Source organism: Bradyrhizobium sp. LHD-71 (assembly GCF_031157255.1).
GTDB lineage: Bacteria > Pseudomonadota > Alphaproteobacteria > Rhizobiales > Xanthobacteraceae > P52-10.
Window position 1 is genome coordinate 16,331 of the sequence record NZ_JAVIFX010000023.1, and the last position, 26,132, is coordinate 42,462.

Sequence of the window (26,132 nt, forward strand, 5' to 3'; positions counted from 1 at the left end):
GTCGATGAGAACCTGAATCAGGCGACGGCGCGGGTCTCTTCGCCGTCGTCCTCTTCTTCCTCGTCGCCGTTCTCGTCGTCGCCGTTCTCGGCCTCGTCGGTGGCGATTTCAGCGCGCTCAAGGGTCACGGCAGGAAGGGTCTCGCGGAACAGTTCGCCTTCCTCGCCGATCCAGATGCACTCAATGTTCTGGTCGTTGACTTCCGCAACGGTCAGCGCCTGGCCGCCCGACTTCAAGACCACCACATCGCCTGCTTTCAATTCCATGACCGGCTCCCTTATGAAGATGGGCGCACGATAGGCCGGGGTCATGACAGGCCAATCACAGAAGGATGTCGCGAGGAGTCCTTTTGTCGAATTGGCTCTAATCGTCCGCGTCCTCATCATCATCGTCCTGCGCGAAGCTGCCGCTGAGCTTCAGGCCGTCGATCCATGTTTCGCCCTTCCGCTTGACGACCGTGCGCGGCGTCACGCCGCCGACCGAGGCGAAGGCCGCCGCAAGCCGTTCGGAGTGAGTCACCACCCAGACCTGCGTGCGCTCCGCGGCGCGGACGATCAGCCGTGCGAGTGGCTCCAGCAGGTCCGGATGCAGGCTCGCTTCGGGTTCGTTCAAGGCGATGAAGCCCGGCAGGCGGTAGCCGAGCAGCGCTCCGGCCAGCGCGAGGTAACGCAAGGTCCCGTCCGACAGCTCGTTCGCCTCGAACACGCGCTGCGGATATTCGGCCTGAATCAGGCCGAACGAGGCTGTGCGGTCGGGCGAGGGCACGACGAGGCGTGCGCCCGGAAACGCGTCGTCGATGACCTGATGGAGCTCGTGCGCGTCTTCTCGGATATGCACCAGTGTCGCAAACACCGCTGCGAGGTCGCCGCCGTCCGAGGCAAGCGTCGGCGTGGTCACCGCAAGGCACGGCCGTCGCAGCGGTGCGTCCCGGTCGCTGCGGAAATCATGATAGAAGCGCCAGTCCAGCATGGTCTGGCGCACGAATTCGATGTCGCCGAAACGGCCGGGATCGCGCAAGCCGCCGAGCGCGGTCTCCGAGGCGAGCAGACCGGTGCTGAGCGTGTGCTTGCGGCCGTCGTTGTCGATCGCCGTCGCGCGCGTCCCTTTGCGTTCGAGCACAGTGAGCGGCCGTTTGGCGCCGCGGAAGACGAGCATCTCTTCCTTGACCTGCGGCTCGAGGGCGAACGCCGCTGCGGTGGGCGTCCTTAATCCAATGTCGATCTCGTAGGAATGCACGACACCGACCTCGACGCCATAGTCGAAGCGTGATTGCCCGGACCTCTCGGTTTCCGCCCCCAACTCGACCGACAGCTTGATCCGCACGGGTTTGTTGACTTTTCGTTGGCCCGCCCAAAGTGCGGACTGCATGCCGCCTTCAGACGCAAGCTCCCGCGAGAGCGTGCCGGCGGCTGACGCTTGGAGCAGCTGCAGCGCCCGATAAAGGTTGGTCTTGCCGACGCCGTTGGCGCCGACAAACACGGTGAGCTGGCCCACTGGAAAGCGGATCGCTCGCAGCGAGCGATATCCGGCAATGGCCACCTCGCGGATTTTCATCAGCCCTTCCGTTCAAGCCGGCAGCAGTTCCGACAGCGAGCGGATGATGCGGTCGGGCTTGATGGTGGAGCCTTCGGGCAGGCCGTCCCCATGCGCATCCATCCAGATCGCGTAGATGCCAAGTCGCTGCGGTGTGACGACCTCCCATTCCAGATTGTCACCGATCATCCATGTATCGCGTGCGGTCACCCCGAGCGCGTCCATAGCGTGGGTATAGGCGCGCTCCTCAGGTTTGCCGAAGCCGTGCTCGCCCTCGATCTGGATGTGGTCGAAGCGGTTTGCGAGCGCGAACCGCAGAATCTTGGCGCGCTGGGTTTCGGCGGCGCCGTTTGTCACCAGAGCGAGCTTGACGCCATGCAGTTTCAGCGCGTCGATTGCCTCGTGCACGCCCGGAAACAGCGTCATCTGCTCCTCGCGATAGAGGCCGTAGCGGTTCGCTATGCGGATGCAGAAGTCTTGCGACATGGCGCGCCTGCCCGTGGCAGCAAGGGTCGCAAAGCCGTCGGCGACGACCACGTGGCGTGCTTCGTTCAACTTCAGTCGCCAGTGTGCCTCGGCGCTCGCCCAGAAGCGTCGGCCCGCGGCGGCGATTGCGGCGGCGGCCTCGGTCGGTAGCAGCGGGGCGAGTTCGGCCGCGAATTCGTGCGCGACCGCAAGCCAGGCAGCCTCGGGTTTGCTGTAGGCCGACAGGATCGTGTCATCCATGTCGATCAGCATGGCGCGGGGCAGGGGATGCGTCACGGCCACTTCACCTCCGGCGGCAGTGACGACAGGATCGAGTTCACGTTGCCGCCGGTCTTCAGGCCGAACACCGTGCCGCGGTCGTGCAGGAGGTTGAATTCCACATAGCGGCCGCGGCGGATCAGTTGCTCCTCGCGATCTTCCGCCGTCCAGGGTGTCGCAAAATTCGCCCGCACCAGTTCAGGGTAGACCTTTGCGAACGCGCGGCCGATGTCCTGGGTAAAGGCGAAGTCGGCGTCCCAGTCGCCGGAGTTGTGGTGGTCGTAGAAGATGCCGCCGACCCCGCGCGGCTCCTTGCGGTGCGGCAGGTAGAAGTATTCGTCGCACCAGGTCTTGTACTTGTCATAGTCGGCGACGCCATTGTGACCGCCGCAGGCGGCCTTCATGGCGGCATGGAAGGTAATCGTATCGGGATCGTCCTGAGTCCGCCGCCGGTCCAGTACCGGTGTCAGGTCGGCTCCGCCGCCGAACCACGTTTTCGTCGTCACGACGAAGCGTGTGTTCATATGCACCGCCGGAACATGCGGGTTGCGCATGTGGGCGATCAGCGAGATTCCCGACGCCCAGAAGCGTGGGTCCTCGGCCGCGCCGGGCATCTGCGCGCGAAACTCGGGCGCGAATTCGCCGTGCACGGTCGAGCAATGCACGCCGACCTTTTCAAACAGGCGTCCGCGCATCATCGACATCACGCCGCCGCCGCCCTTGGCGCCGGTATGGTCCGTCCGCTCCCACGGCGTGCGCTCGAAACGGCCGGCGTCACCAGGATAAAGAGCGTCGGGGGCTTCGCGTTCAAGCGCCTCGAAAGTCGCGCAGATGTCGTCACGCAGGGATTCGAACCATGCGCGGGCGCGTGCTTTTTGTGCCTCAACTGCGTTGCTGTTCAAGACGACGGCCTCACCCATGTTAATCGCCGGTCGGCGCGATGCGGAATTCGAGCACCTGCGGAAGCTCGCGCAAGTGCGCGGAAAGATTTTCCGCGTTCTTGCGATTCCGGCTCTTGATCGTCATCCGATACTCGAACTGCCGGCCGCCTTCAGTCAACCGCGACGAAAGGTTGGCGATCGAAAAGCCGTGACCGCCGACAAGCTTGCGTAGTTCGTTTTCGCTCATCACCTGATCGCGCGCGAATCGAAGCATGTGGTGGGCATAGAACTCGGTCGGCAATCGCGCCTCGATATACCGAAACAGCGCCAGTACGATCAACGTCGTTACGGCGCCGACGATCGCCGCGAACCAGAAGCCGACGCCGATAAGAATGCCGATCGCCGAGGTCACCCAGATCGATGCCGCGGTCGTCAGCCCCCGAACGGTCAGGCTTTCCTTGAAGATCACCCCGGCGCCGAGAAAGCCGATGCCGGTCATGATCCCCTGTGCCATCCGCGTCGGGTCGGTCCGGATCGCCTCGTGAGCGATCATGGTCATCCATTGATTCTGGTAGACCGTGACGATCATGAGCAACGTCGAGGCGATGCAGACGAGCGAGTGGGTGCGAAATCCGGCCGGACGTCCATGGAAGGAGCGCTCAAAGCCGATCATCGCGCCGATCACCAGCGCGCCCGAAATCCTGCAGATGATGATGAGATCGTCATGGCTCACTTCCTGGGGCTCCTTCGCTTTCGCAGACGAGTGCTTCGTTTCCGAAGTTCACTTCGCGCCACACTCGACATGCGAACACAAAAAAAAATGTAAGGAGCCCAAGCAAGTTTATGAACTTAATGCGGTTTTTGAATCTGAAGTTCCTGCGCTGGATTTGCCGCGAAGTTGGCAGGAATTTCGGTTTCATCGCACGGACAATGAGCAGTACTGACAATGCGCAGCAATGGATGACAACGACGCCTTGACCCCGGGGAACATGGCGCGTGCCGGCCCGTTCAGCGCATCTGCCGCAAGGCCTCGCCGAGCGCCATGGCCGCGGCCATGGCGACATTGAGCGAGCGCATGCCCGGTTGCATCGGGATCACCAGCCGCTCGTCGGCGGCGGCGACCACCTTGTCCGGCACGCCGGCCGACTCGCGTCCCAGCAAGAAAATGTCCGAAGGGCCATACTGACAATCCAGGTAAGACCTGCTGCCCTTGGTCGTCAGCAGCAGGAGCCGGAGGCCGGCTTGGCGCCGCCAGTCTTCAAATGCCTCCCAGGCCGGATGGCGTTCGATTCGCACCTGGTCGAGGTAGTCCATCCCCGCCCGGCGAAAGTGCCGGTCGGATATCGGAAAGCCGGCGGGCTCGATGATGTGAGCTTCGACATTTAGGCAGGCGCAGAGGCGGAGAATCGTGCCGGTGTTCTGCGGAATGTCCGGCTGGAAAAGAGCTATGCGCATGGCGGTTGCGGGCATTCCTTAGCGGCCGCATTTTCGAGGAAAAGTCACAGTGCACGAGAGGTTTGCAATCACCCATCGCGGCGGTGCGAACGCGCACTTGCGCTGCCGCGGCAAGGGTGTCAATAGAACCGTTCTGAACGACCCTGTTTCGCCTTGATTGATGGGGCCGTTCTTGTTCGACCTACCGCCGCGGGGGCGCGGCGCCGGTAGCCATTGTCGGGTGGCGCATGACATGCATGCGGGCGTCATCGGGGTGGTTCAGCCGGCCATGACCGAAAGGGTTTGGAATCGTGACGACGACGGCTTCGGCGCATGCGACGCGCCGTGATTTTCTCTACGTCGCAACCGGGGCGGTTGCAGCAGCGGGAGCCGCAGCGGCAGTCTGGCCGCTCATTTCTCAGATGAACCCGGACGCTTCCACGATCGCCGCAGGCGCACCGATCGACGTCGACCTCGCACCGATCGCCGACGGGCAGATGATCAAGGTATTCTGGCGCGGCAAGCCGATCTTCGTCCGTCACCGCACGGAAAAGGAAATCAAGGAAGCCGAAAACGTTCAGCTCTCCGAGCTGCGCGATCCGCAGGCCGACTCTACGCGGGTCAAGGAAGGCCATGCGAGCTGGCTGATCGTTTACGGCAACTGCACCCATCTCGGCTGCATACCGCTCGGCAACCAGGGGCCTTACGGCGGGTGGTTCTGTCCCTGCCACGGCTCGGTGTTCGACACGTCCGGCCGCATCCGCTCGGGACCCGCTCCGACCAACCTTCCGATTCCCCCGTACACCTTCGTCTCGGACACCACGATCAAGATCGGCTGATCGTCAGCCGCCATCGATCCACGTCGTGCGAAATTCTATCTCTTAAGGTTGCATCATGAGCGGACCGTCCACCTTCCAGCCGCAAAATCCCGTCCTGAAATGGTTCGAGCGGCGTCTGCCCATCATGGGCCTCGTGCATTCGTCGTTCGTCGCCTACCCGACGCCGCGCAACCTGAACTACTGGTGGACCTTCGGCGGCATCCTCGCTTTCATGCTTGCCGCGCAGATCGTCACCGGCGTCGTTCTGGTGATGCACTATACGCCGCACGCGACGATGGCGTTCTCGTCGATCGAGCACATCATGCGCGACGTGAATTATGGCTGGCTGATCCGCTATCTGCACGCCAACGGCGCATCGATGTTCTTCATCGCCGTCTACATCCACATGTTCCGCGGCATGTATTACGGCTCCTACAAGGAGCCGCGCGAGGTGCTCTGGATTCTCGGCGTGATCATCTATCTTTTGATGATGGCGACCGGTTTCATGGGCTATGTGCTGCCGTGGGGGCAGATGAGCTTCTGGGGCGCGACCGTCATCACCAACCTGTTCTCGGCGTTCCCGTTCATCGGCGAGCCGATCGTGACGTTCCTGTGGGGCGGCTACTCGGTCGACAACCCGACCCTGAACCGCTTCTTCTCGCTGCACTATCTCCTGCCGTTCATGATCCTCGGCGTGGTGATCCTGCACATCTGGGCGCTGCACGTGGCAGGCCAGGGCAATCCGGCCGGCGTCGAGCCGAAGACCGACAAGGACACGGTGCCGTTCACGCCTTATGCGACGATCAAGGACGCGTTCGGCATGGTCTGCTTCATGCTGATCTATGCCTGGTTCGTGTTCTACACGCCGAACTATCTCGGCCATGCCGACAACTACATCCCGGCGAATCCCGGCGTGACGCCGTCGCACATCGTGCCCGAATGGTACTATCTGCCGTTCTACGCCATCCTCCGCGCCATCCCGAACAAGCTCGGCGGCGTGCTGGCGATGTTCGGCGCAATTGTCGTCCTCGCCTTCCTGCCATGGCTCGACACCGCAAAGACCCGTTCGGCGCGCTATCGCCCGCTGTTCAAGCAGTTCTTCTGGATTTTCGTGGCCGTCTGCCTGGTGCTGGGCTGGCTCGGCTCGAAGCCCGCTGAAGGCGCCTATGTGATCGTCGCGCGCATCCTGACGATCTACTATTTCGCGCATTTCCTGATCGTGCTGCCGCTGCTCAGCCGGATCGAGACGCCACGCGCCATCCCCAATTCGATTGCCGACGACGTGCTGGCGAAGACGGGCTCTGCGAAACAGCCGATGGTTGCGACCGCGGCTGCAATCGTTGCGGTGGCGGGCGCGCTGTTGCTGGCGAGCGCTCAGCCGTCGAGTGCCCAGGATGACCATGGCGCGCCACAGCCGCCGCGGGAGAAGTGGTCGTTTGCCGGTCCGTTCGGCAAGTTCGACCGTGCTCAGCTGCAGCGCGGCTTCAAGGTCTACAAGGAGGTCTGCGCCACCTGCCACAGCCTCTCCTTTGTGGCGTTTCGCAACCTCGCGGAGCCGGGCGGTCCGGGTTACTCGGCTGCGCAGGCCACGGCGGTTGCTGCCGAATACAAGATCAAGGATGGGCCGAACGATCAGGGCGAGATGTTCGAGCGTCCGGGACGCGCGGCTGATCGCTTTCCGGCGCCGTTCCCGAACGAGCAGGCCGCGCGCGCCGCCAATGGCGGCGCCAATCCGCCGGATCTTTCGCTGATCGCCAAGGCGCGTACTTATGAGCGCGGATTTCCCTGGTTCATCTTCGACATCTTCACCCAGTATCAGGAGCAGGGTCCCGATTATCTCGTGGCGCTCATGAACGGCTACGAGGACGCGCCGCAAGGTTTCACCCTGCCGGCCGGTTCGAACTACAACAAGTACTTCCCCGGCCACGCCATCGGCATGCCGAAGCCGCTAAATGACGGGCAGGTGACCTATGATGACGGATCGCCGCAGACAGTCGACCAGTATGCGAAGGACGTGACGGCATTCCTGATGTGGACCGCCGAGCCGCACATGGAAGCGCGCAAGCGGATCGGTCTTCAGGTCTTCATCTTCCTGATCCTGCTCTCGGGCCTCCTCTACTTCACGAAGAAGAAGGTCTGGGCCATGGCGCACTGATCGGCCGCGCCAGGCTCTGCGCCGACGAACAAAAAGGCTCCCGCAAGGGGGCCTTTTTATTTGCGTCACGTTTGTTGCGCGAGGGTCATGGAAGGGCCGTCCGCACGGCATTGCGGAATTCAGAGGCTGCGGCCACAATGGTTTCCAGCACCATTTCAAAAGCGAGTGGAGGATCGAATGGGCACCAGCATCAGCTACAAGCGTCCTGACGGCAAGGAGAATGGCGGCTATCTCGCGCTCGCTGCGCGCGCGAACGCGCCGGGCGTCGTGGTGATCCAGGAATGGTGGGGTCTTCAGGACCAGATCAAGGGCATCTGCGACCGCTTCGCGCTCGCGGGGTTCGATGCGCTGGCGCCCGATCTCTACAACGGCGTCGTCGTGCCCTATCACGACACGGAGGCTGCCGGCAAAGAGATGAACTCGATGAACTTCGCCGACGCCACCGAACAGAATGTGCGCGGCGCCGTGCAGTTCCTGAAGCGCAACGGCGCAAAGGCCGGCATCACCGGCTTCTGTCTCGGCGGCGTGGTCTCGATCATCGCGGCGGCGAAAATCCCGGAACTGGCGTGCGCGGTGCCCTTCTACGGCATCCCGCCCGAGAATGTGGTCAAGCCAGCGGACGTCAAGGTGCCGCTGCAGGGTCACTTCGCGCTGAAGGACACGTGGATCACGCCGGAGGCCGTCGACACCTTCGAGGCGGGACTGAAGGCCGCCGGCAAGACCTTTGAAATCCACCGCTATGACGCCGACCATGCCTTCGTGAACGAGCAGCGGGCGCCGGTGCATGATCGCAAGGCCGCTGAGCTCGCCTGGGATCGTGCGGTGACGTTCTTGAACAAGCATCTGGCTTGAAGAAGAGCTTGGCTTGACCTTGCAAATTTCCGATCTGCGGCAGCGGCCCGAGTTTTTCGACACCGTCGCAGATCGTGTCTGGCGCGCCTGGTGGAAGCCGGCCGGCAAGCCGCTCGAGCAGGTATCGAGCGGCTTGGCGGAGATGATGAAAGGTGATCCGATTCCGTTCGCGATTGTCGCGCACGCCGGCTCGGAATTTCTCGGCTCGACGCTCGGGATTGCGTCCGATCTCGCCGACCGGCCGCAATACGGGCCATGGGTCGCCGCCGTCTGGGTCGAGCCGCAGCATCGGTTGCAGCAAGTCGGCCGCGCGTTGGTCGGTCATGCTGCGCAGGTGCTGTTCGCGCGAGGCTTTGCGCGCATCTATCTCTGCTCATCGCCCAGGCGACGGAATTTCTACGTGCGACAGGGCTGGACGCCGATCGAGGAGAACGTCGGCACGCATTCGCAGACGGTGTATGTCATGGACGCAGCCACGGGCTCCCCGTGATCATCGAGACGCCTCGCACGCATCTTCGCAGTTGGCGCGATGCGGATCGCGAGGCGTTCGCGGCGATGAACGCTGATCCGCAGGTCATGCACGACCTCGGCGGACCGATCGGCCGGACTGAAAGCGATGCAAAGCTCGACCGCTACGCGGCGGCCTTCGCGCTTCATGGCGTCTGTCGATGGGTAATCGAAAGCCGCAATGGGGAGTTGCTCGGCTACGCCGGGATCATGCCGCGGAATGGTGACCATCCACTCGGCGCTCACTTCGACATTGGCTGGCGCCTTGTGCGGGCCGCATGGGGGCAGGGCTATGCCACCGAGGCGGCGAAGGCTGCGCTCGATGACGCCTTTGGTCGCGTACGCTTGACCGAAGTCGTCAGCTATACCGCGCCGGACAATCTCCGGTCGCAGCGTGTGATGCAGCGGCTGGGTCTGCAACGGGATCCGTCACGAGACTTTACAGTAGACTACGAGAATGTCGGCAAATGGCGCGGCTTGGTCTGGGTCGCCCGTCCGGCGTGACAGGCCGCACTCAATGCAGTCCGCGATCGCCCAACATAAACCCTCACCCTGAAAAGCCCGGCGTGGCTCGGAGAGCGGAGCCGGGCGTCTCGAAGGGCGAGGGCGGGAACGATGTGCTGTACGGCGACAGCAACGGCGGCGCCTGGGGTCCGGACGGCACTGCCGACGTGGTGGTGTTCTCAGGCCGGCGGTCAGATTACCTCATCGGATACGACAGCGCTGCAGCAACCTTCATCCTGCGCGATCTGCGCACCGGATCTCCGGACGGAACGGACACGGCCAGAGAGTTCGAGATCTACCGGTTCAGCGACGGCGATGTCGCTGCCGCTGCTTTGCAATCAGGTGCGCTGAACTTGCAAAATGGAACGGCTGCAAACGACGTGCTGTCCGGCACGGCCGGCAATGACTGGCTCATCGGCCTCGCGGGCAATGACACCATTTACAACGGTAGCGGGGACGACCGTCTCGAAGGCGGCGACGGTGACGACCAGCTGATAGGTGGCGCCGGCGCGGATGTGATGGACGGTGGTGCCGGGTTTGATTATGCCAACTACTTCTGGGCGGCAAACGGAATATGGACCACCGAGGGAGTGACGGCGGATCTGGCTGATCCCGGCAACAACACAGGCGCGGCCGCCGGGGACAGCTACATCGGTATCGAGCAACTGACCGGCACGCAGACCAACGACGTGCTGCGCGGCGACGGCGGCGCCAACATCATCTATGGCCTGGGCGGCAACGACGTCATCGAGGGTCGCGGCGGCAACGATGTGCTGTACGGCGATAGCAACGGTGGCAGCTGGGGTCCGAACGGCGCCGCCGATGTGGTGGTGTTCTCAGGGCGACGATCGGACTACCAGGTGAGCTACGACAGCGCGACTGGCGCCTATATCTTCGCAGACCAGCGCGCCGGATCGCCGGACGGCACGGACACGGTGAAGGAGTTCGAGATCTACCGGTTCAGCGACGGCGACGTCACGAGCACGGGCATCATGCCTGGTACCGAGGGCAACGATACGCTGGTTGGGACTGCCGGCAATGATTGGCTCATCGGTCTGGCCGGCAACGACATCCTCTGCGGCGGGAACGGCAACGACCGTCTCGAAGGCGGGGATGGCAACGATAATCTCCTTGCTGGCTTCGGCGCGGATATCATCGATGGCGGCATCGGCCTGGATCTCGCGAACTATTATTGGACAGGGAATGGTGTGGCTGCCACCGAGGGAGTGACAGCGGATCTCGCCAGTCCAGACAACAACACCGGTGCCGCAGCCGGGGACAGCTATATAGGCATCGAATGGGTGGATGGTACGCAGGTCAATGACGTGCTGCGCGGCGACAGCGACGCCAACTACGTCTACGGCTATGCCGGCAATGACATCATCGAGGGCCGCGGCGGAAACGATATTCTGTACGGCGACAGCAACGGCGGCTGGATAGGTCCGGACGGCACTGCCGACGTAGTAGTGTTTTCGGGCCAGCGGTCAGACTACCAGGTGACATATGACAGCGGCACGGCAAGCTACACGTTCGTCGACCAGCGCGCAGGATCGCCGGACGGCACGGACACCGTGAAGGAGTTCGAGGTCTACCGGTTCAGCGATGGCGATATCACGAATATCGTCGTTGATGCCGGGAGCAGCGCAGCCATGAGCTCGTTCGACACGCTGAGCAACAATGCCGCCGATCAGCTCGTCACCGCGATGGCGACCTTCGAGGCCCATTTTGCGGCGAGCAGCGCTGGTGTCGGGTTTGATCCGACCAATTCGGCGAATACGATGATCAATGACGCCGCCGTCCTCACAGCGGCCAACAACGCCTGGCATCGGGCGGCTGCCTGAACGGGGCAGAGTGATGCAAGTCGGGGCCGGTCATCGGCTCCGACCAGGCCACTTTGGTCTAGTCTGGGTTGAATAACTCGGAGAGGCCATCTGAAACTCGTGGTTTCGCATGCAACACCGGTTCGCATCGTTTCGGGGCGGCTGCTGGCCGCCGTCAAGGCTCTTGACGGCAACGCGAGGCCATGATGATTAATGCCGCCATGCGCACCGCGACCACCCAGATCCGTCTTTGGTGGGCCACCTCCTAGCAGGTGGCCGGCGCGATTTTCTTACAACAATCGTCAAATGGGCCGCCAACGCAGTGCGGGCGGCCTTCTGTTCGTTTGCCCTGCGTGATAGCGAGGACACATGAACAGGACCGTTTTTTCACTCCCTGACCTGAAGACCTACACCACCGCCGGCGGCCTGGCTGTCACGCGCGCCGTCGCGGGGTTCACCGGTGGTGCTGCGCTTGACGCGCTGATCGAGCTGCTCGACCGGCGGCGCGGAGTCGTGCTGTCGTCGGGGACGACGGTGCCGGGGCGCTACGAGAGCTTCGATCTCGGCTTCGCCGATCCGCCGCTGCGGCTGGAGGCGACCGGCGCCGACTTCTTCATCGCGGCACTGAACGAGCGTGGCCGGGTGCTGGTCGCGTTCCTGGCCGATGTGCTGCGCGACAGCAGTGTGGTGGTGACAGAACGGACGCCGGAGCGCATCGCAGGACATATCCTGCGGGGTGAGGCGCCCGCCAATGAGGAGCAGCGTACGCGCCGTGCCTCGATCATGTCGCTCGTCCGCGCCATCGTCGCCGCGCTGAGCGAGAACGACGAACCGTTGCTCGGGCTCTATGGCGCTTTCGGCTACGACCTCGTCTTTCAAGTCGAGGATCTCGTGCAGAAGCGGGCGCGCGAGGCGGACCAGCGCGATATCGTGCTCTATATCCCGGATCGCCTGCTGGCCTATGACCGCGCGACCGGGCGAGGCGTGACGATCGCTTATGATTTCGCCTGGAAGGGGCAGTCGACCGAGGGCCTGCCGCGCGAGACGCCCGACAGCGTCTATGTGCACACCGGCCGACAGGGCTTCGCCGATCACGCGCCCGGCGTCTACCAGGCGACCGTGCAGAAGGCGCGCGAAGCGTTCGCGCGCGGCGACCTGTTCGAGGCGGTGCCGGGGCAACTGTTCGGCGAGCCGTGTGAGCGCTCGCCGGCGGAAGTGTTCCAGCGGCTTTGCAAGATCAACCCGTCGCCCTATGGCGGCCTTCTCAATCTCGGCGACGGGGAATTCCTCGTTTCCGCCTCGCCGGAAATGTTCGTTCGCTCCGACGGCCGCCGGGTCGAGACATGTCCGATTTCCGGCACCATCGCCCGCGGCGCGGACGCCATCGGCGACGCCGAACAGATCCGCGAGCTCCTGAATTCGCAGAAGGACGAGTTCGAGCTCAACATGTGCACCGACGTCGATCGCAACGACAAGGCGCGCATCTGTGTGCCCGGGTCGATCAAGGTGCTGGCGCGGCGGCAGATCGAGACCTACTCGAAGCTGTTCCACACCGTCGACCACGTCGAAGGCATGCTGCGGCCCGGCTTCGATTCGCTCGATGCGTTCCTGACCCATGCATGGGCCGTCACGGTGACGGGGGCGCCAAAGCTCTGGGCCATGCAGTTCGTCGAGGACCATGAGCGCTCCTCGCGCCGCTGGTACGCCGGTGCGTTCGGCTTCGTCGGATTCGACGGCAGCATCAACACGGGCCTCACGATCCGGACCATTCGCATGAAGGATGGCCTGGCCGAGGTCCGCGTCGGCGCGACCTGCCTTTTTGATTCCGATCCCGAGCTTGAGGACAAGGAATGCCAGATCAAGGCTGCGGCGCTGTTCCAGGCGCTGCGCGGCGATCCGCCGAAGCCGCTGTCGGCCGTCCAGCCGGACGCGACCGGATCGGGCAAGCGGGTCCTGCTGATCGACCATGAGGACAGTTTCGTGCACATGCTGGCGGATTATTTCCGCCAGGTCGGCGCGAGCGTCAGCGTCACGCGGCACAACCATGCGCTGGAGATGCTGGCCAAGGACAAGTACGATCTCCTGGTGTTGTCACCGGGCCCGGGCCGGCCGGAGGATTTTGGCATGGCCAGGACGCTGGACGCGGCCCTTGCGAAGAAGCTGCCGGTGTTCGGCGTTTGTCTCGGGGCGCAGGCGATCGGCGAATATTTCGGCGGCACGCTCAACCAGCTGGCGCAGCCGGCGCATGGCCGGCCGTCGCGCGTGCAGGTGCGGGGCGGGTGCCTCTTGAATAATCTGCCGAACGAGATCGTCATCGGCCGCTATCACTCACTGCACGTGGCGAAGGATTCGATGCCCGATGTGCTGCAGGTGACAGCGACGACGGAGGACGGCGTGGTAATGGCGCTGGAGCACAAGTCGCTGCCGATCGGCGGCGTGCAGTTTCATCCCGAGTCGCTGATGTCGCTCGGCGGTGAGGTGGGCCTGCGCGTGGTCGAGAACGCGTTCAGGCTTGGTCAGAAGGCGCTAGTGCGGTGTTTCTGACGTTCCGATCACCCTTGCTGCAACCTCATTCATCGGAACGTCAGAAACACCGCACTAGCATTATAAAGTTGCTAGTGTCCTTTTTGTTTCTGACGCTCGCACGAAGGACTCGCGGCGAGGTGGTGCGAGCGTCAGAAACAGGACACTAGTGAAGAAGGAACCCGCGTGAGCGGCATCCTTAAATTCGAAAGCATGGCAAATGAGTCTTGAAGGCGATCTCCGCTCGACGATCCGCAACATCCCCGACTATCCGAAGAAGGGGATCATGTTTCACGATATCACAACGCTGCTCGGCGATGCGCGCGCATTTCGCCGCGCGGTCGATGAGCTGGTTCAGCCGTGGGCCGGCTCGAAAGTCGACAAGGTCGCAGGCATCGAGGCGCGCGGCTTCATCCTCGGCGGTGCCGTCGCCCATCAAGCCTCCGCCGGATTTGTGCCGATCCGCAAGAAAGGCAAGCTGCCGCACACCACGGTGCGCATTGCCTATTCGCTGGAATACGGCATCGACGAGATGGAGATGCATGAGGACGCAGTGAAAAAGGGCGAGCGCGTCATCCTGGTGGACGACCTGATCGCGACCGGCGGCACCGCGGAGGGTGCAGTGAAGTTGCTGCGCCAGATGGGCGCCGAAGTGCTGGCGGCCTGCTTCGTGATCGACCTGCCAGATCTCGGCGGTGCCCAGAAGCTGCGCGACATGGATGTGCCGGTGCGCACCCTGATCTCGTTCGAAGGGCACTGACCGCGCGAGAGGAGCGCTACGACCGTCGCAGCATCAGCTTCAAGCCGAGCTCGCGAAAGCGCACGAAGCACTTGACGGTCCACTGATAGAGCTCCGACGACGTATCGGTCGACGTCCTCAGGAAGCTCGCGAACGAGAAGGTTTTCCGGTCGATATAGGTTTTCAGGAATCCCGGCAGCATCGCGATTTCGAGAAGCTCCCGCTTGCCGATCCACGGCGGAACCTCGCCGAGCAGAACCTGCTCGTTGTTGACGGGAACGAGCGCCGCATTCCCGAAATCGGCTTGCAGCATGCTCCAGGCGAGCTGCGAGGTGCGGCCGCGGTCGGGAATGAACAGGATGACCACCTGAACCCCGCGCCGCTCGGCTTCTTTAATGAATCCGATCTCTTTCGCCATCCTGAAGAAGCCGTCGAAGGCATGGAAGCCGAGGTCGATCACCTTCGGCGCGCCGTCGTGGACGATCAACCGGTCCATCAGCTGCATCTGGCCGAACGTGTCGTCGATATTGGCGGTCTCGGTCAGCTTCGGGAGGAAATCCAGGAGTGACGGTTCATTCAGGTTCAGGTCGAACGCCGTTGTATGCCGGTTCTCCAGTGCCAGATATTCGGTGAGCAGACGCGACAGCAGCGTCTTGCCGACGCGCGGCCGGGGCGAGCAGATGATGTAGACGGGCGTATGGTTCATCGGGCTGGTCGGATGCGGCGACTGCGTCGCTGCATATCACGCCAGCCGTCACGCTGTCGCAGAATTCAAAGCGGTCATGCCCGGCGTTTGCTTCTGCACCGGGCATACGCGTCTCAGGTTCCTGTCGGCAGCTCCGCCTTGGTCGTGGCGCTGCCTTTGTCCTTGCCGACGATGTCGGTGAGCTTGATGCGGTCGAATTCACCCCAGACATTGCCGAGCCAATGACGGACATAGCCGCGCAGCACGAAGGAATAGTTCGCGGCTTCGTCGCGCTGGCTCTTGTTGGCGACGAACTTCAGGAACGGCACCGAGGCAACTTCGACCTGCTCGTAGGCCATCTCGTTCAGCTTCGGAATGGTTATCTCGGTCGCGTTCTTGATCTTGCGGAAATACGAGTTGTAGGTCGCCTGATCCCACTCGAAGAAGCTCGTGTTGTTGATGAAGTTCTTGACCAGGAAATACTTCGCGCCGGACATGAAGTTGGCGGTCTCGGCGATCTCGTCCAGCGAGGCGATCGACGGGCCGAGGATGTGAAACACCGCGAAGGTGATCTGGCCCGACTGGGCCGCGTCGAGGAAGCCGATGTCGCGCAGCGACTTAAGGGTCGGCGACAGAAGGCCGGCGCGCACGTCGATCACGGTGACGCTGGCGTTCGCCGAATTCAGCGTGTCGAAGATCTTCATCTGATCGGATGTGGAGGTCACATCGACGATCTCGGTGACGGTGGGGTGGAAGCGCTTCAGCGTGCCGCGCGGCGCTTCGGTATCGAAGGCGCGGGTCGGGACATTGTTGGCACTGAAATAGTCGAGCACCGTGCGTGAGACCGTGGTCTTGCCGACGCCGCCCTTGTCCGCCCCCACAACAATGACTGCTGGTTTCGCCATGATGCCCCTTTTCGATCCGGTCTGGTATTTAGGTGATATGCCGGATTTCTTCCGCAAAGTCTTTATCCCCCTGCGAGCTTGGCAGGAAATATCGGGAATTCAAGGCGCTGGATGATGACGTTGCGACGGTTTCGCGACGTCTTGGTAAACGCGGGCGGGACTGGCGCCTCGGCCCGGACTCCGGTCCGAACCGAATTGTGCAGGCGCGGGACCCGCTCCGGGCTCCGTTGCGGTTCCGGGGCCAACCATTGTTCTAGCTGGCCGCGCGGGCGTGTTTTGGCGTAAATTCGCCCCCATGAGCGAGACCGAAGCCCTGTTCGACGTGCTGCGGCATGCGGCCGATCCGAAGGCTGCGGATGCCATCGAGCGGCTGGTCGCGGACGGCAGCGACCGGTCGCTGTGCCGCCTGAACGTGCTCGATTTCGCGAGAGCGAACCAGGTCGACGAGGAGCGTGCGATTGCCGCGTTTTTGCACGCGGCACGGCTCGGCATCTTCGACATGTCCTGGAACATGCTCTGTCCTGGCTGCGGCGGCGTGCTGGAGGCCGGCGCCACCTTGAAGTCGCTCAATCACAATGAATACGAATGCGCGCTGTGCGCGGCCGGTTATGAGCCGACGCTCGACGAGATGGTCGAGGTGGTGTTCACGGTCAGCCCCCGGGTGCGCAAGATCGCCGGGCACGACCCGGACTCCCTGTCTTTCATCGAGTATGGCCGCCAGTTTTTCTGGGGCACCGGGATCGACCTGCCCGACAATCTGGAAGAGCGCTTCGACGAATTTACCATCGAGGCGCTCGAACTGCCGCCCGGCGAGAAGGCGCTGGTGTCGATCCAGTTGCCCGCCGAGTTCACCATGGTGTTCGATCCGGTCACCCACACGACGCATTTCATCGATGTGAAGGGCGACCCGACCAAAGAGCGGCAGACGCTCAACGTCGTCTTCGATTCCGCCAAGGCCAAGAGCGGTACCGTCGAGATGCGGCCGGGACCGCTGCGCATCACCTTGGAGAACCGCACCGGCCGACGGGTGCTGCCGGGCGTTTGGCTTGCCAACGATGCGCTGCACCAGATGCTCGGCAAGCGGAAGCCGTTTCTCACGGCCAAGCGGCTTCTGACCAATCAGACGTTCCGCGATATCTACCGGACCGACACCATGGACGTCGATCAGCGGCTGAAGATCACCAGCCTGACGTTCCTGTTCACGGACCTGAAGGGATCGACCCAGCTCTACGAACGCGTCGGCGATCTCGTTGCCTACGATCTCGTGCGGCACCACTTCCGCGTGCTGAACGAGATCGTGTCGTCGGAAGCGGGAGCCGTGGTCAAGACCATCGGCGACGCCGTGATGGCGACGTTCCAGTCGCCCGGCCATGCACTGTCAGCCGCCTTGCGCATGCGCGACGCGATGCAGAAGATCAACGCTGAACGCGGTAGTGAGGATCTCCTGCTGAAGATTGGCATCCACGAGGGACCGTGCCTGGCGGTGACGCTGAACGATCGGCAGGATTATTTCGGCCACACGGTGAACACGGCGGCACGGGTGCAATCGCTGGCCTCGTCTCGGGCGATTTTTGCCACCTCATCGATCGTCGAGGACGCGCAGTCGTCGAAGATCCTGCAATCCTCCGGCCTCCATCCGGTGCAGCAGCGCGCCGCGCTGCGTGGCATCGCCGACGAGATGCTAGTCTACGAAATCCCCTGAAACTGCATCGCCCCAGCGCCAGCGCCGCGCCTGCGCGTAGGCCGGCTTGTCGCGGCGTGCAATTTCGGCGCTGAGCACACCCTGCGGCGTGCAGAGCTTGGCTGCGACCGCCGCTTTGCCCACACGCGGCGGCGCCAGCACGCGCGAGGCGCGAGCTTCGGCCGGGACGCGCGACAGCGCGACGTAGGAGAACTTTTCGTCCTCGAACGGCACCTCGGCATCTTTCACCTTGAGGTGGTCGCGCGAGCGCGGCAGCCTTTGGGCGAAGTGGCACCAGTCGGGAGCAACGAGCGGGCAGGCGCCGTCGTGCGGGCAGGGCGCGAGGACATGCGCGCCTTTGGCGATGAGCTGGGCGCGCAGCTCGATGATGCGTCGATATCCCGCAGGCGTACCCGTTTCGACCACCAGCAGCGTATCGCCCGTCCGCTCCCACATGAGGTCGGCGAGCTCGGTGCGCTGTCGCTCCTCGAGTTCGCCGATCAGGTAGCTCGCGATCACAAGGTCCGACGTCGGTGCATTGGCGAGCGACTGCCGGACGTCGCCCAGGCGGACGCCCGCATGCGACAGCCGCGCGTCGCCGGCTACTAGCGTCCTGGCAAGTTCTGTCAGCGCGGCATTTGTGTCGAGCAGCAGGATATCCGACAGCGACGAGAAGGTGCCGGCAGCTGCCCATGCCGCTGTTCCCGGCCCCGCGCCGGCATCGACGATCGAGACCGGTGCGAAGTCCGGCCGCGCGGCAGTGAGCGCCGTGAGGCAAGCCGAGACGGCCGCGTAGGTTGCGGGCATCCGCACCAGTGCGTAGGCCAGCGCATCGTGCGCCTCGGTGATCGGCTTCGAGGTGCCGCCGCTGCGGTAGCCATCCGAGATGGCCTTGGCGCGCTCTGCGAGCTCGCGCCGCGACAGTCCTTCCGATAGCCGTGCCAGAGCGCCGCGCAGACTGTCGGGTAGGCCGTTCATCAGCCCTTAGGCAACTGCCGAATCCCTGATCTGCACCGCGCCTTCGAGGTCGACCGAGACGAGCTGCGACACGCCGCGTTCGGCCATGGTCACGCCGTACAGGCGATTCATCCGCGCCATGGTGATCGGATTGTGCGTGATGATGATGAAGCGCGTCTCCGTCGACTTGATCATTTCGTCGAGCAGGCTGCAGAACCGCTCCACGTTATGATCGTCGAGCGGCGCGTCCACTTCGTCCAGCACGCAGATCGGCGACGGGTTGGTGAGGAACACCGCGAAGATCAGCGCCAGTGCGGTCAGCGCCTGCTCACCACCGGACAACAGCGACAGCGTCTGCGGCTTCTTGCCCGGCGGCTTGGCGACGATTTCCAGGCCGGCTTCCAGCGGGTCGTCACTTTCGATCAGATGCAGTTCCGCCTGTCCGCCGCCGAACAGCTCGGTGAACAGCCGCTTGAAGTGACCGTTGACGGTCTCGAACGAGGTGAGCAGGCGTTCGCGCGCCTCTTTGTTCAAGCTGCCGATGCCCTGGCGCAGCCGCTTGATGGCCTCGACGAGATCGTCGCGCTCGGTCGTCAGCGTCGTGTGCTGGGTTTCGACCTCGCGCAGCTCTTCCTCCGCGCGCAGGTTTACCGCACCGAGGCGCTCGCGGTCGCGGCGCAGCTTTTCGAGGTCGGTTTCGACCTCCTCGACCGGCGGCAGCTCCATGCCCGGCTGAATCTCGGCGAGCGGCGCGACGCCGGCCGGCTCCACCTCGAGCATGTCGCGGATTTCGCGCTCGATGTCCTGCAGCCGGCGCTTGGTGCCTTCCATCCGCTCTTCGGCGCGCGCAGTGCCCTCGCGTGCCGAGGCCAGCTGTTCGAGCGAGGCGCGGGCGGCGCGATCCGCCTCGGCCATCTGCCCCTCGGCCTCGGCGAGTTTGTCGGCCGCCTCACGGCGGGAGGCTTCCGCGGTCTCGATTTCAGAGATCAGTGCACGGCGCTTCTCGGCGAAGACGGCGGGTGCAGCCTCGAGCTCGGCGCGTTCGGTCTGGGCCTCGGCGACGCGCGCTTCGATGGTTGCGATTTGCGACGAGGCGCCGTCCTTGCGTGTCTGCCACTCGCCGCGCTCGGCGGTGATCGACTGGAGACGGCGGTCGGCAAGCTCTGCCTCGCGTGCCAGCGCCTGCGCCTCGGCACGGACCTGCGCGGCGGTTGCACGATGACCGGCGATCTCGTCGCGCACGGCGGCAAGGCGGATCTCGGTCTCTTCGCTCGGCGGCAATTCCGCCAGCTGGGCCACCGCAGCCTCATGTGCAGCATTGGCCTCGCCGCGATCCGTCGTCAGCCGCGCCCGGGCTTCGGCGAGCGCGGAGTTTCGCGCGGCATGCCGGTTGATCTCGCGCTCAGCGTCGGTGTGGCGTTCGCGCGCGGCATCTGCCTCGCGCTGGGCGTTGCGCCAGGCTTCGCGTGCGGTCACTTCGGCTGCCGCCGCTGCCCTCAGCTCGGCATCTGCCGTCTCAAGTTCCTGCCGGCGGGTCGCGGCGTCCGTCCGCGCATTCTCCAGCTCGGCCTCGATGTCGACGAGGCGCGCGCGCTCGGCGAGGCGGCGGGCCGCACCGGTCGGCGCATGCGCCGCGGCGATGAAACCGTCCCAGCGCCAGAGATCGCCCTCCGGGGAGACGAGGCGCTGACCGCTCTTCAACTGGCCGGCAAGGCTCCCGCCTTGTTCACGGCTGACCACGCCGATCTGGCGCAGTCGGCGCTGCAGCTCGGCGGGCGCTTCGACATGGTTGGCAAGCGCGTCGGCGCCGTCGGGCAGGGAAGGGTCACTCTCGCCCGAGCCCGCCTGCGACCAGCGCATCGGTGCCGACGGATCGACCGGCGCATCGAGGTCGTCGCCGAGAGCCGCACCGAGCGCCTTCTCGTAGCCCTTGGCAACATGCACGCCATCGATGATCGGCGGCCAGAGATTCTTGGTTTCGCCGTTGACGATCTTCGAGATCGTGCGGGCCTCGGTCTCCAGCCGCTGCACCCGGCGCTCGGCATCGGCGAGCGGGCCGCGCGAAGCCTCGAGCCTGGCCCGTGCATTGACGTGTGTGGCTTCGCTCATGTGGGCCGCGCTTTCGGCCTCTGCCAGCGATTGCTGGGCCGTCTCACGCGCCGCCTCCAGCATGGCCAGGTCGCCCAGCCCCTCCGTCGCCTGGGCGAGCCGTGCGACTTCCCCCTCGACGCCGGCGATTTCCTGATCCAGTCGGGCGATGCGGTCGCGGTGGGTGCGAACGTTCGCCTCCAGCGAGTTGCGCTGGGCCGTCAGTGCGGCGAGCGCGGTGGTCAGCTCGGCAAACACCTTCTCGGCTTCGGCAAGCGTCGCTTCGGCTTCGGCCACGCGCGTATCGACACCGCTGCGCAGTTCGAGCTTCGCCTTGATCTCTTCCTTCAGCGCTTCGTCCTCGGCATCGAGGCGCGTCAGCGCGACATCGGCATCGGACGACAGGCGCTGCTCGCGCTCGATATCGGCGGTAAACTGCGACAGGCGGCGATCGAGCTCGCCCATGCGCTCGCGCGCGCGGGCCTCTTCGCGGTCGAGCATCTCGCGCGCATTGGTGAGGCGCTGCAGCCCGGCGGCTGCGGCCGCTTCATTCTCGCGCAGGCTCGGCAGGTCGGCGGCCCGCAGCGCCTGCAGGCGCGCCATCTCGGCCTGTTCGCGCGTCCGCTCGGCGAGTTCGCGCACCGACTGATCGTGCACGTGGCCCGCATCGGCGACGTCCGCATGAGCGGCGAGCCAGCGCAGGTGGAACAGCATGGCCTCCGCCTTGCGCACCTTTGCAGCGACCTCGCGATAGCGGATGGCCTGCCGCGCCTGTCGCTTCAGCCCGTCGATCTGGCCGGAAAGCTGGCCGATCACGTCCTCGACGCGGGTCAGGTTGGTTTCCGCCGCCTTCAGCCGCAGCTCCGCCTCGTGGCGCCGCGCATGCAGACCTGCGACGCCGGCGGCATCTTCCAGCACGCGCCGGCGCTGCTCGGGCTTTGCCTGGATGATTTCGCCGATCCGGCCCTGGTGCACCAGCGCCGGCGACCGCGCGCCGGTCGCTGCGTCCGCGAACAGGATCTGCACGTCGCGCGCACGCACATCGCGTCCGTTGATGCGGTAGGCGGAACCGGCCTCGCGCTCGATGCGCCGGGAGATTTCCAGAAAGTCCTCGTCATTGACCGACGACGGCGCGGTGCGCTCGCGGTTGTCGATGGTCATGGCCACCTCGGCGTGATTGCGCGAGGGGCGGTTGCCGGAACCGGCGAAGATCACCGAATCCATGTCGGCGGCGCGGAGCGACTTGTGCGACGTTTCGCCCATGACCCAGCGTAGCGCTTCGACGAGGTTCGACTTGCCGCAGCCGTTCGGTCCGACCACGCCGGTCAGTCCGGGCTCGATGTGGAAATCGGTCGGTTCGACGAAGGACTTGAAGCCGTGCAGACGGAGTCGCGTCAGTTTCATGGAAGACTTGTTCTTTCAGGGGGCAAACGATGCACGTCGGCCCGATGATCTAGAATTTATACTCAACGCATCTGAGTCGCATATCGCGACGAGCGTGGCGGACAATGGCCAGACAGCTCTTTCGCCGCAACCGCCTTTTGCAGCTTTTCCAGATATTTAGCCGGTTCCAGCGCGATTAAAATAGCTGTTGATCGGCGCTCTTTCAGCTTCCAAAGCGTCAGCTTTTCAATTTCGAGTCGATCAGCTTGCGGAACTCGTCAAGCGACCACGCGCCCTTCAGCCGGACGCCGTTGACAAAGAAGGTCGGGGTCGAATCGACCTTGAGCCGGACGTGAGCGTGTTCCATGCCAAGCTTGAGCGCGTCGACCGTCGCCTGATTGGCGAGACAGGTGTGGAAGCCGTCGTCGTCGAGACCCGCCTGGTTTGCGATCCGCCGCAGCTGCTCGCGGGTTTCCTTTCGAACCCACTCCTCCTGGCTGCCGAACAGGGTTCCCAGCGCGCCATGATATTTGAGCGCGTCGCCCCGACCGACACAACGCGCCAGCATCGAAGCCGCCGCAGCCTGCAAGTCCAGCGGATATTCGCGGAAGATGAAGCGGACCTTGCCGGTGTCGATGTAGTCCGACTTGATCGTCGGATAGACGGCCTTGTGGAACTGAGCACAGTGCCCGCAACTCAAGGACGCGTATTCGATCATGGTCACCGGCGCGTTCGCCGATCCCAGCACGATATCGCCGAGCGGCGCCGGCTTCGCCAGTTCGGCAGGATCGATCTCCTGTGCCATGGCGCTGCCGATCAAACCGAACGGCTGAAAGGCGCAGGCCGCGGCCAGCACAGTTGCCGCAAGCGCAGCGCCGAAATTGCGTCGCGTCAGTGACAATGTCGAAATCTCAGCTCTTCAGGCCCTGGTCGATCAGCTTCTTGAAGTCCTCAAAGCTGGCGCCGCCCTTGAGTTTCGTGCCGTTGACGAAGAAGGTCGGCGTGGAATCCACCTTGAATTTCTCGAAGGCCTGGTCCTGGCCCTTCTTCATCGCGTCCAGCATGCTCTGGTTGGCGAGACAGGCGTTGAAGGTCTCGTCGTTCATGCCCGCCTGCTTGGCGACGCGCCGCAACTGCTCCGACGTATCCTTCAGCACCCAGTCGTTCTGGGTTGCGAACAGGATGTCCACCACGGCGAAATATTTCTTGGGATCGTCCTTGCCGACACAGCGCGCGAGCATGGAGCCGGCGGCCGCTTTGATGTCGAGCGGGAATTCGCGGAAGATGTAGCGGATCTTGTTGGTGTCGATGTACTCGGCCTTGATCTTCGGAAAAACCGTCTTCTGGAATTCAGCGCAATGGCCGCAGCTCATCGACGCATATTCGATGATCGTCACGGGCGCGTTAGCCGGTCCCAGCGCCATGTCGCCGAGCGGTACGGGCTGCGCGAGTTCGGCCGGATTGGCGTCCTGCGCCATGGCGCTCCTGATCAGGCCGAGCGGTGAAAAGCCGGCAACCAGCGCGGTGGCGGACAGGGCGACGGTAAACTCACGACGGGTGAGGATCACAGGATGCTCCCGAAAGGGCTTAAAGGGCTGAAGTTTGGCTAGCTTGAAACCATCAATGTGGCAATGGCGGGCCGGTTCTGTCAGGGCAGCGCATAACCTCAATTTCATTTGATGGGTTTGGCGCGGGGGCCGACCGACGCGCCGAGCCGCGCCAGCGCGTCTTTCAGCGCCGGGTCCTCCACCGCATCGAGCGTCTCTGCGATCTTTGCGACCTTCGCAGCATCCGGAGCAGGCGGCGGAACGCGCCTTTCGGGCCGGGTGAGCGGCGCTTGCCGCAGGGCCAGCCGTCCGATCGCCTGCCAGCCAAGGAAGCGGTTCACCCGTTCCAGGATGACACCGGATTGGTGCTGGATCTCCAGCGCCATCGGCCCTTCGACCCGCAGTACCAGGGTTGCAGGTTCGGCCGGCGCGTCGCCGACGGGGCGCGGCCATTGAACCTTGATCGGCTGCGAATGCGCGGCGATCTCGGCGCCGGCGATCTCGGTCCAGCGCGTGATCAGTTCCCGCGTGGCAAATCCCTGCCGTGCGAAAACCTCGTCGATCGTCTTGCCGAGGATCGCGGCGAGCGGCTTTGCGAATAACGGACCGGGTTTGGACATGGCTGCTTGTTTCGGGTTGCTTGTCTAGCGCGACCGGGTTTGCGACATGTGGGACATGAGTCTATCAGGCGGGGCGACGCGGCGAAAGAAAGCACCGGAGGAAGATGCGGGGTCTTTCCCCGCAGTTCGCGCCGAGCCGCTGCTTGCCTGGTACGACCGCCATCGTCGCGTGCTGCCGTGGCGCGCGCTCCGCGGTGAGCGCAGCGACCCCTATCGGGTCTGGCTGTCGGAAATCATGCTGCAGCAGACGACGGTCAAGGCGGTGGGGCCGTATTTCGAGAAGTTCGTGACGCGCTGGCCGACGGTCGAGGCGCTTGGCGCGGCCTCGCTCGACGATGTCCTGCGGATGTGGGCGGGGCTTGGCTACTACTCGCGCGCGCGCAATTTGCATGCCTGCGCCGCGACGGTGATGCGCGAGCACGGCGGCGTTTTTCCCGATAACGAAGACAGACTGCGCGCGCTCCCCGGCGTCGGCCCTTACACGGCTGCTGCGATCGCTGCGATCGCCTTTGATCGGGCAACGATGCCGGTGGACGGCAACATCGAGCGTGTGGTGTCGCGGCTGTTTGCGGTCGAGGACGATTTGCCGAAGGCCAAGCCGCGCATCCAGCGGCTGGCGCAAACGCTGCTTCCGCAGCAAAGATCTGGCGATGCGGCACAGGCGCTGATGGATCTCGGGGCGACCATCTGCACGCCGAAGAAGCCCGCCTGCGTCCTGTGTCCGCTGACGCGCACATGTGCAGCGCGTGCGCGGGGCGACCAGGAGACATTTCCGCGCAAGGCGCCGAAGAAGACGGGCGCAGTCAGGCGCGGTGCGGCTTTCGTCGTTACCTGCGGCAGCGATGTGCTCGTTCGCACGCGGCCTGCAAAAGGTCTGCTCGGCGGCATGACCGAGGTCCCGACGTCGGAGTGGCTCGCAGGCCAGGACGACGAGATCGCGCAGAGCCAGGCGCCGAAGCTCGCAGGACTTAGACGCTGGCATCGCAAGCCCGGTCTCGTCACGCATGTATTCACCCATTTTCCGCTGGAGCTTGTCGTCTATACCTCGCAGGTTCCTGCGCGAACGCGCGCGCCGGATGGGGCGCGATGGGTGCCTGTCGCGACGCTTGAGGGCGAAGCTTTGCCGAAAGTGATGCGCAAGGTTCTGGCGCACGGTCTGGGAAGCTGAATTGTTCATTCGCCAACAACCTTTTGAGCTGTAGCCCGGATGAGCGGAAGCGACATCCGGGTGAGACGTGTCGCAGAGTCGGCCCCGCATATCGCTTCGCTCATGCGGGCTACAGACGTGCATCGTCGCCCCCGTTCTTTGTCCGGCCTGAGGCTTGCCGGTCTTCTTGCGCTTTCCTTTGGCCCGAAAGGGCTGTGCGGAACGCAAGGGCGTTTCACCACGCCCGCGGCGCCATGTGCTCTTGGGAAGCACATGGCAAACAACAAATGCCACGGAGGAGGCTCAACGCCTGCGCTCCGCACGCGATGGTTCTTGCACGGCTTGCTGCATGTCCCCAGGCCTCGCCACTTTCGCTGGCTTCGCCCGGTTCGTGCGAACTGTCGCCCGGACATGCACTTGGACCGTCCGTCCGTCGTACCGACGTCTTGATTGCCTTCGGGCATCACACGGATTTCTCCGGCGCTTTCCAAGGCCCGGCATCGTAACGGCCACCGCATCCCGCTCCGCATCGATAAGACGATCGCGACGCGCCCTTCCGTTGGAGCGGGACGGGAGGAGGATATTGCGGATAGGAATGAAGGCAAGAAC

The 26,132-nt window shown here is 64.1% G+C and carries 23 protein-coding genes; 10 read left to right on the plus strand and 13 right to left on the minus strand.

Annotated elements, in window-relative coordinates:
* Positions 1-17 precede the first annotated feature (17 nt).
* From RCO31_RS23585 to RCO31_RS23610, 6 genes are all read right to left on the minus strand, one after another.
* Positions 18-311, minus strand: coding sequence for a YodC family protein (locus tag RCO31_RS23585; RefSeq protein WP_374991527.1), 294 nt, complete (start codon positions 309-311; stop codon positions 18-20).
* A 52-nt stretch (positions 312-363) separates the two neighbouring features.
* Positions 364-1,557 carry an AAA family ATPase gene (locus RCO31_RS23590; protein WP_308971085.1) on the minus strand — a complete coding sequence of 398 codons (1,194 nt, stop codon included), beginning with the start codon at positions 1,555-1,557 and terminating at the stop codon, positions 364-366.
* 9 nt (positions 1,558-1,566) lie between these two features.
* Positions 1,567-2,271 (minus strand): HAD family hydrolase, encoded by a 705-nt coding sequence (locus RCO31_RS23595; protein ID WP_308971087.1) that lies wholly within the window; start codon positions 2,269-2,271, stop codon positions 1,567-1,569.
* 20 nt (positions 2,272-2,291) lie between these two features.
* Positions 2,292-3,197, minus strand: a complete 906-nt coding sequence (hemF, locus tag RCO31_RS23600; RefSeq protein ID WP_308970964.1) for an oxygen-dependent coproporphyrinogen oxidase — start codon at positions 3,195-3,197, stop codon at positions 2,292-2,294.
* 1 nt (position 3,198) lies between these two features.
* Positions 3,199-3,891 carry an MgtC/SapB family protein gene (locus tag RCO31_RS23605; RefSeq protein ID WP_308970965.1) on the minus strand — a complete coding sequence of 231 codons (693 nt, stop codon included), beginning with the start codon at positions 3,889-3,891 and terminating at the stop codon, positions 3,199-3,201.
* Positions 3,892-4,166: 275 nt separating this feature from the next.
* Positions 4,167-4,613, minus strand: a complete 447-nt coding sequence (locus tag RCO31_RS23610; RefSeq protein WP_308970966.1) for a tRNA (cytidine(34)-2'-O)-methyltransferase — start codon at positions 4,611-4,613, stop codon at positions 4,167-4,169.
* Between the two features lie 290 nt (positions 4,614-4,903).
* Between RCO31_RS23610 and petA the strand changes: the two genes are divergently transcribed.
* The 8 genes from petA to RCO31_RS23650 all read left to right on the plus strand — a co-directional run bounded on the left by petA (position 4,904) and on the right by RCO31_RS23650 (position 14,531).
* Complete coding sequence (gene petA / locus RCO31_RS23615; RefSeq protein ID WP_308970968.1) at positions 4,904-5,431, plus strand: ubiquinol-cytochrome c reductase iron-sulfur subunit; 528 nt, start codon at positions 4,904-4,906, stop codon at positions 5,429-5,431.
* Between the two features lie 55 nt (positions 5,432-5,486).
* Positions 5,487-7,565 carry a cytochrome c1 gene (locus RCO31_RS23620; protein ID WP_308970969.1) on the plus strand — a complete coding sequence of 693 codons (2,079 nt, stop codon included), beginning with the start codon at positions 5,487-5,489 and terminating at the stop codon, positions 7,563-7,565.
* Between the two features lie 177 nt (positions 7,566-7,742).
* Positions 7,743-8,417 carry a dienelactone hydrolase family protein gene (locus tag RCO31_RS23625; protein WP_308970970.1) on the plus strand — a complete coding sequence of 225 codons (675 nt, stop codon included), beginning with the start codon at positions 7,743-7,745 and terminating at the stop codon, positions 8,415-8,417.
* A gap of 13 nt (positions 8,418-8,430) precedes the next feature.
* Positions 8,431-8,907 carry a GNAT family N-acetyltransferase gene (locus RCO31_RS23630; protein ID WP_308970971.1) on the plus strand — a complete coding sequence of 159 codons (477 nt, stop codon included), beginning with the start codon at positions 8,431-8,433 and terminating at the stop codon, positions 8,905-8,907.
* Positions 8,904-9,428 (plus strand): GNAT family N-acetyltransferase, encoded by a 525-nt coding sequence (locus RCO31_RS23635; RefSeq protein WP_308970973.1) that lies wholly within the window; start codon positions 8,904-8,906, stop codon positions 9,426-9,428. The genes RCO31_RS23630 and RCO31_RS23635 overlap by 4 nt, the downstream gene beginning before the upstream one ends.
* Before the next feature lie 62 nt (positions 9,429-9,490).
* Positions 9,491-11,269, plus strand: coding sequence for a calcium-binding protein (locus RCO31_RS23640; RefSeq protein WP_308970974.1), 1,779 nt, complete (start codon positions 9,491-9,493; stop codon positions 11,267-11,269).
* A 348-nt stretch (positions 11,270-11,617) separates the two neighbouring features.
* On the plus strand, positions 11,618-13,792 hold the full coding sequence (locus RCO31_RS23645; protein WP_308970975.1) for an anthranilate synthase component I: 2,175 nt from the start codon (positions 11,618-11,620) through the stop codon (positions 13,790-13,792).
* A 199-nt stretch (positions 13,793-13,991) separates the two neighbouring features.
* Entirely contained in the window at positions 13,992-14,531 is a 540-nt protein-coding gene (locus RCO31_RS23650) for an adenine phosphoribosyltransferase (RefSeq protein ID WP_308970976.1), read from the plus strand.
* Positions 14,532-14,547: 16 nt separating this feature from the next.
* Here RCO31_RS23650 and RCO31_RS23655 read toward each other — a convergent pair whose 3' ends face one another.
* Entirely contained in the window at positions 14,548-15,216 is a 669-nt protein-coding gene (locus RCO31_RS23655) for a hypothetical protein (protein WP_308970978.1), read from the minus strand.
* 113 nt (positions 15,217-15,329) lie between these two features.
* A complete protein-coding gene (locus tag RCO31_RS23660) occupies positions 15,330-16,100 on the minus strand; it encodes a hypothetical protein (RefSeq protein WP_308970980.1) in 771 nt (256 codons plus the stop codon).
* A gap of 295 nt (positions 16,101-16,395) precedes the next feature.
* On the opposite strand from RCO31_RS23660, the gene RCO31_RS23665 reads away from it, so the two are divergent.
* On the plus strand, positions 16,396-17,802 hold the full coding sequence (locus RCO31_RS23665) for an adenylate/guanylate cyclase domain-containing protein (RefSeq protein WP_308970981.1): 1,407 nt from the start codon (positions 16,396-16,398) through the stop codon (positions 17,800-17,802).
* On the opposite strand, the gene RCO31_RS23670 is transcribed toward RCO31_RS23665, so the two are convergent.
* The 5 genes from RCO31_RS23670 to RCO31_RS23690 form a co-directional block, all read right to left on the minus strand.
* On the minus strand, positions 17,782-18,759 hold the full coding sequence (locus RCO31_RS23670) for a small ribosomal subunit Rsm22 family protein (RefSeq protein ID WP_308970982.1): 978 nt from the start codon (positions 18,757-18,759) through the stop codon (positions 17,782-17,784). The genes RCO31_RS23665 and RCO31_RS23670 overlap by 21 nt on opposite strands.
* Before the next feature lie 6 nt (positions 18,760-18,765).
* Entirely contained in the window at positions 18,766-22,230 is a 3,465-nt protein-coding gene (gene smc, locus RCO31_RS23675) for a chromosome segregation protein SMC (protein WP_308970984.1), read from the minus strand.
* Positions 22,231-22,447: 217 nt separating this feature from the next.
* Positions 22,448-23,110: a DsbA family protein gene (locus RCO31_RS23680; protein WP_308970985.1), complete on the minus strand. Its 663-nt coding sequence runs from the start codon at positions 23,108-23,110 to the stop codon at positions 22,448-22,450.
* A 10-nt stretch (positions 23,111-23,120) separates the two neighbouring features.
* On the minus strand, positions 23,121-23,777 hold the full coding sequence (locus RCO31_RS23685) for a DsbA family protein (protein ID WP_308970986.1): 657 nt from the start codon (positions 23,775-23,777) through the stop codon (positions 23,121-23,123).
* A gap of 104 nt (positions 23,778-23,881) precedes the next feature.
* Entirely contained in the window at positions 23,882-24,376 is a 495-nt protein-coding gene (locus RCO31_RS23690; protein WP_308970987.1) for a DciA family protein, read from the minus strand.
* A 55-nt stretch (positions 24,377-24,431) separates the two neighbouring features.
* Here RCO31_RS23690 and mutY point away from each other — a divergent pair, with 55 nt between their 5' ends.
* A complete protein-coding gene (gene mutY / locus RCO31_RS23695; protein WP_308970988.1) occupies positions 24,432-25,544 on the plus strand; it encodes an A/G-specific adenine glycosylase in 1,113 nt (370 codons plus the stop codon).
* Positions 25,545-26,132: the final 588 nt, after the last annotated feature.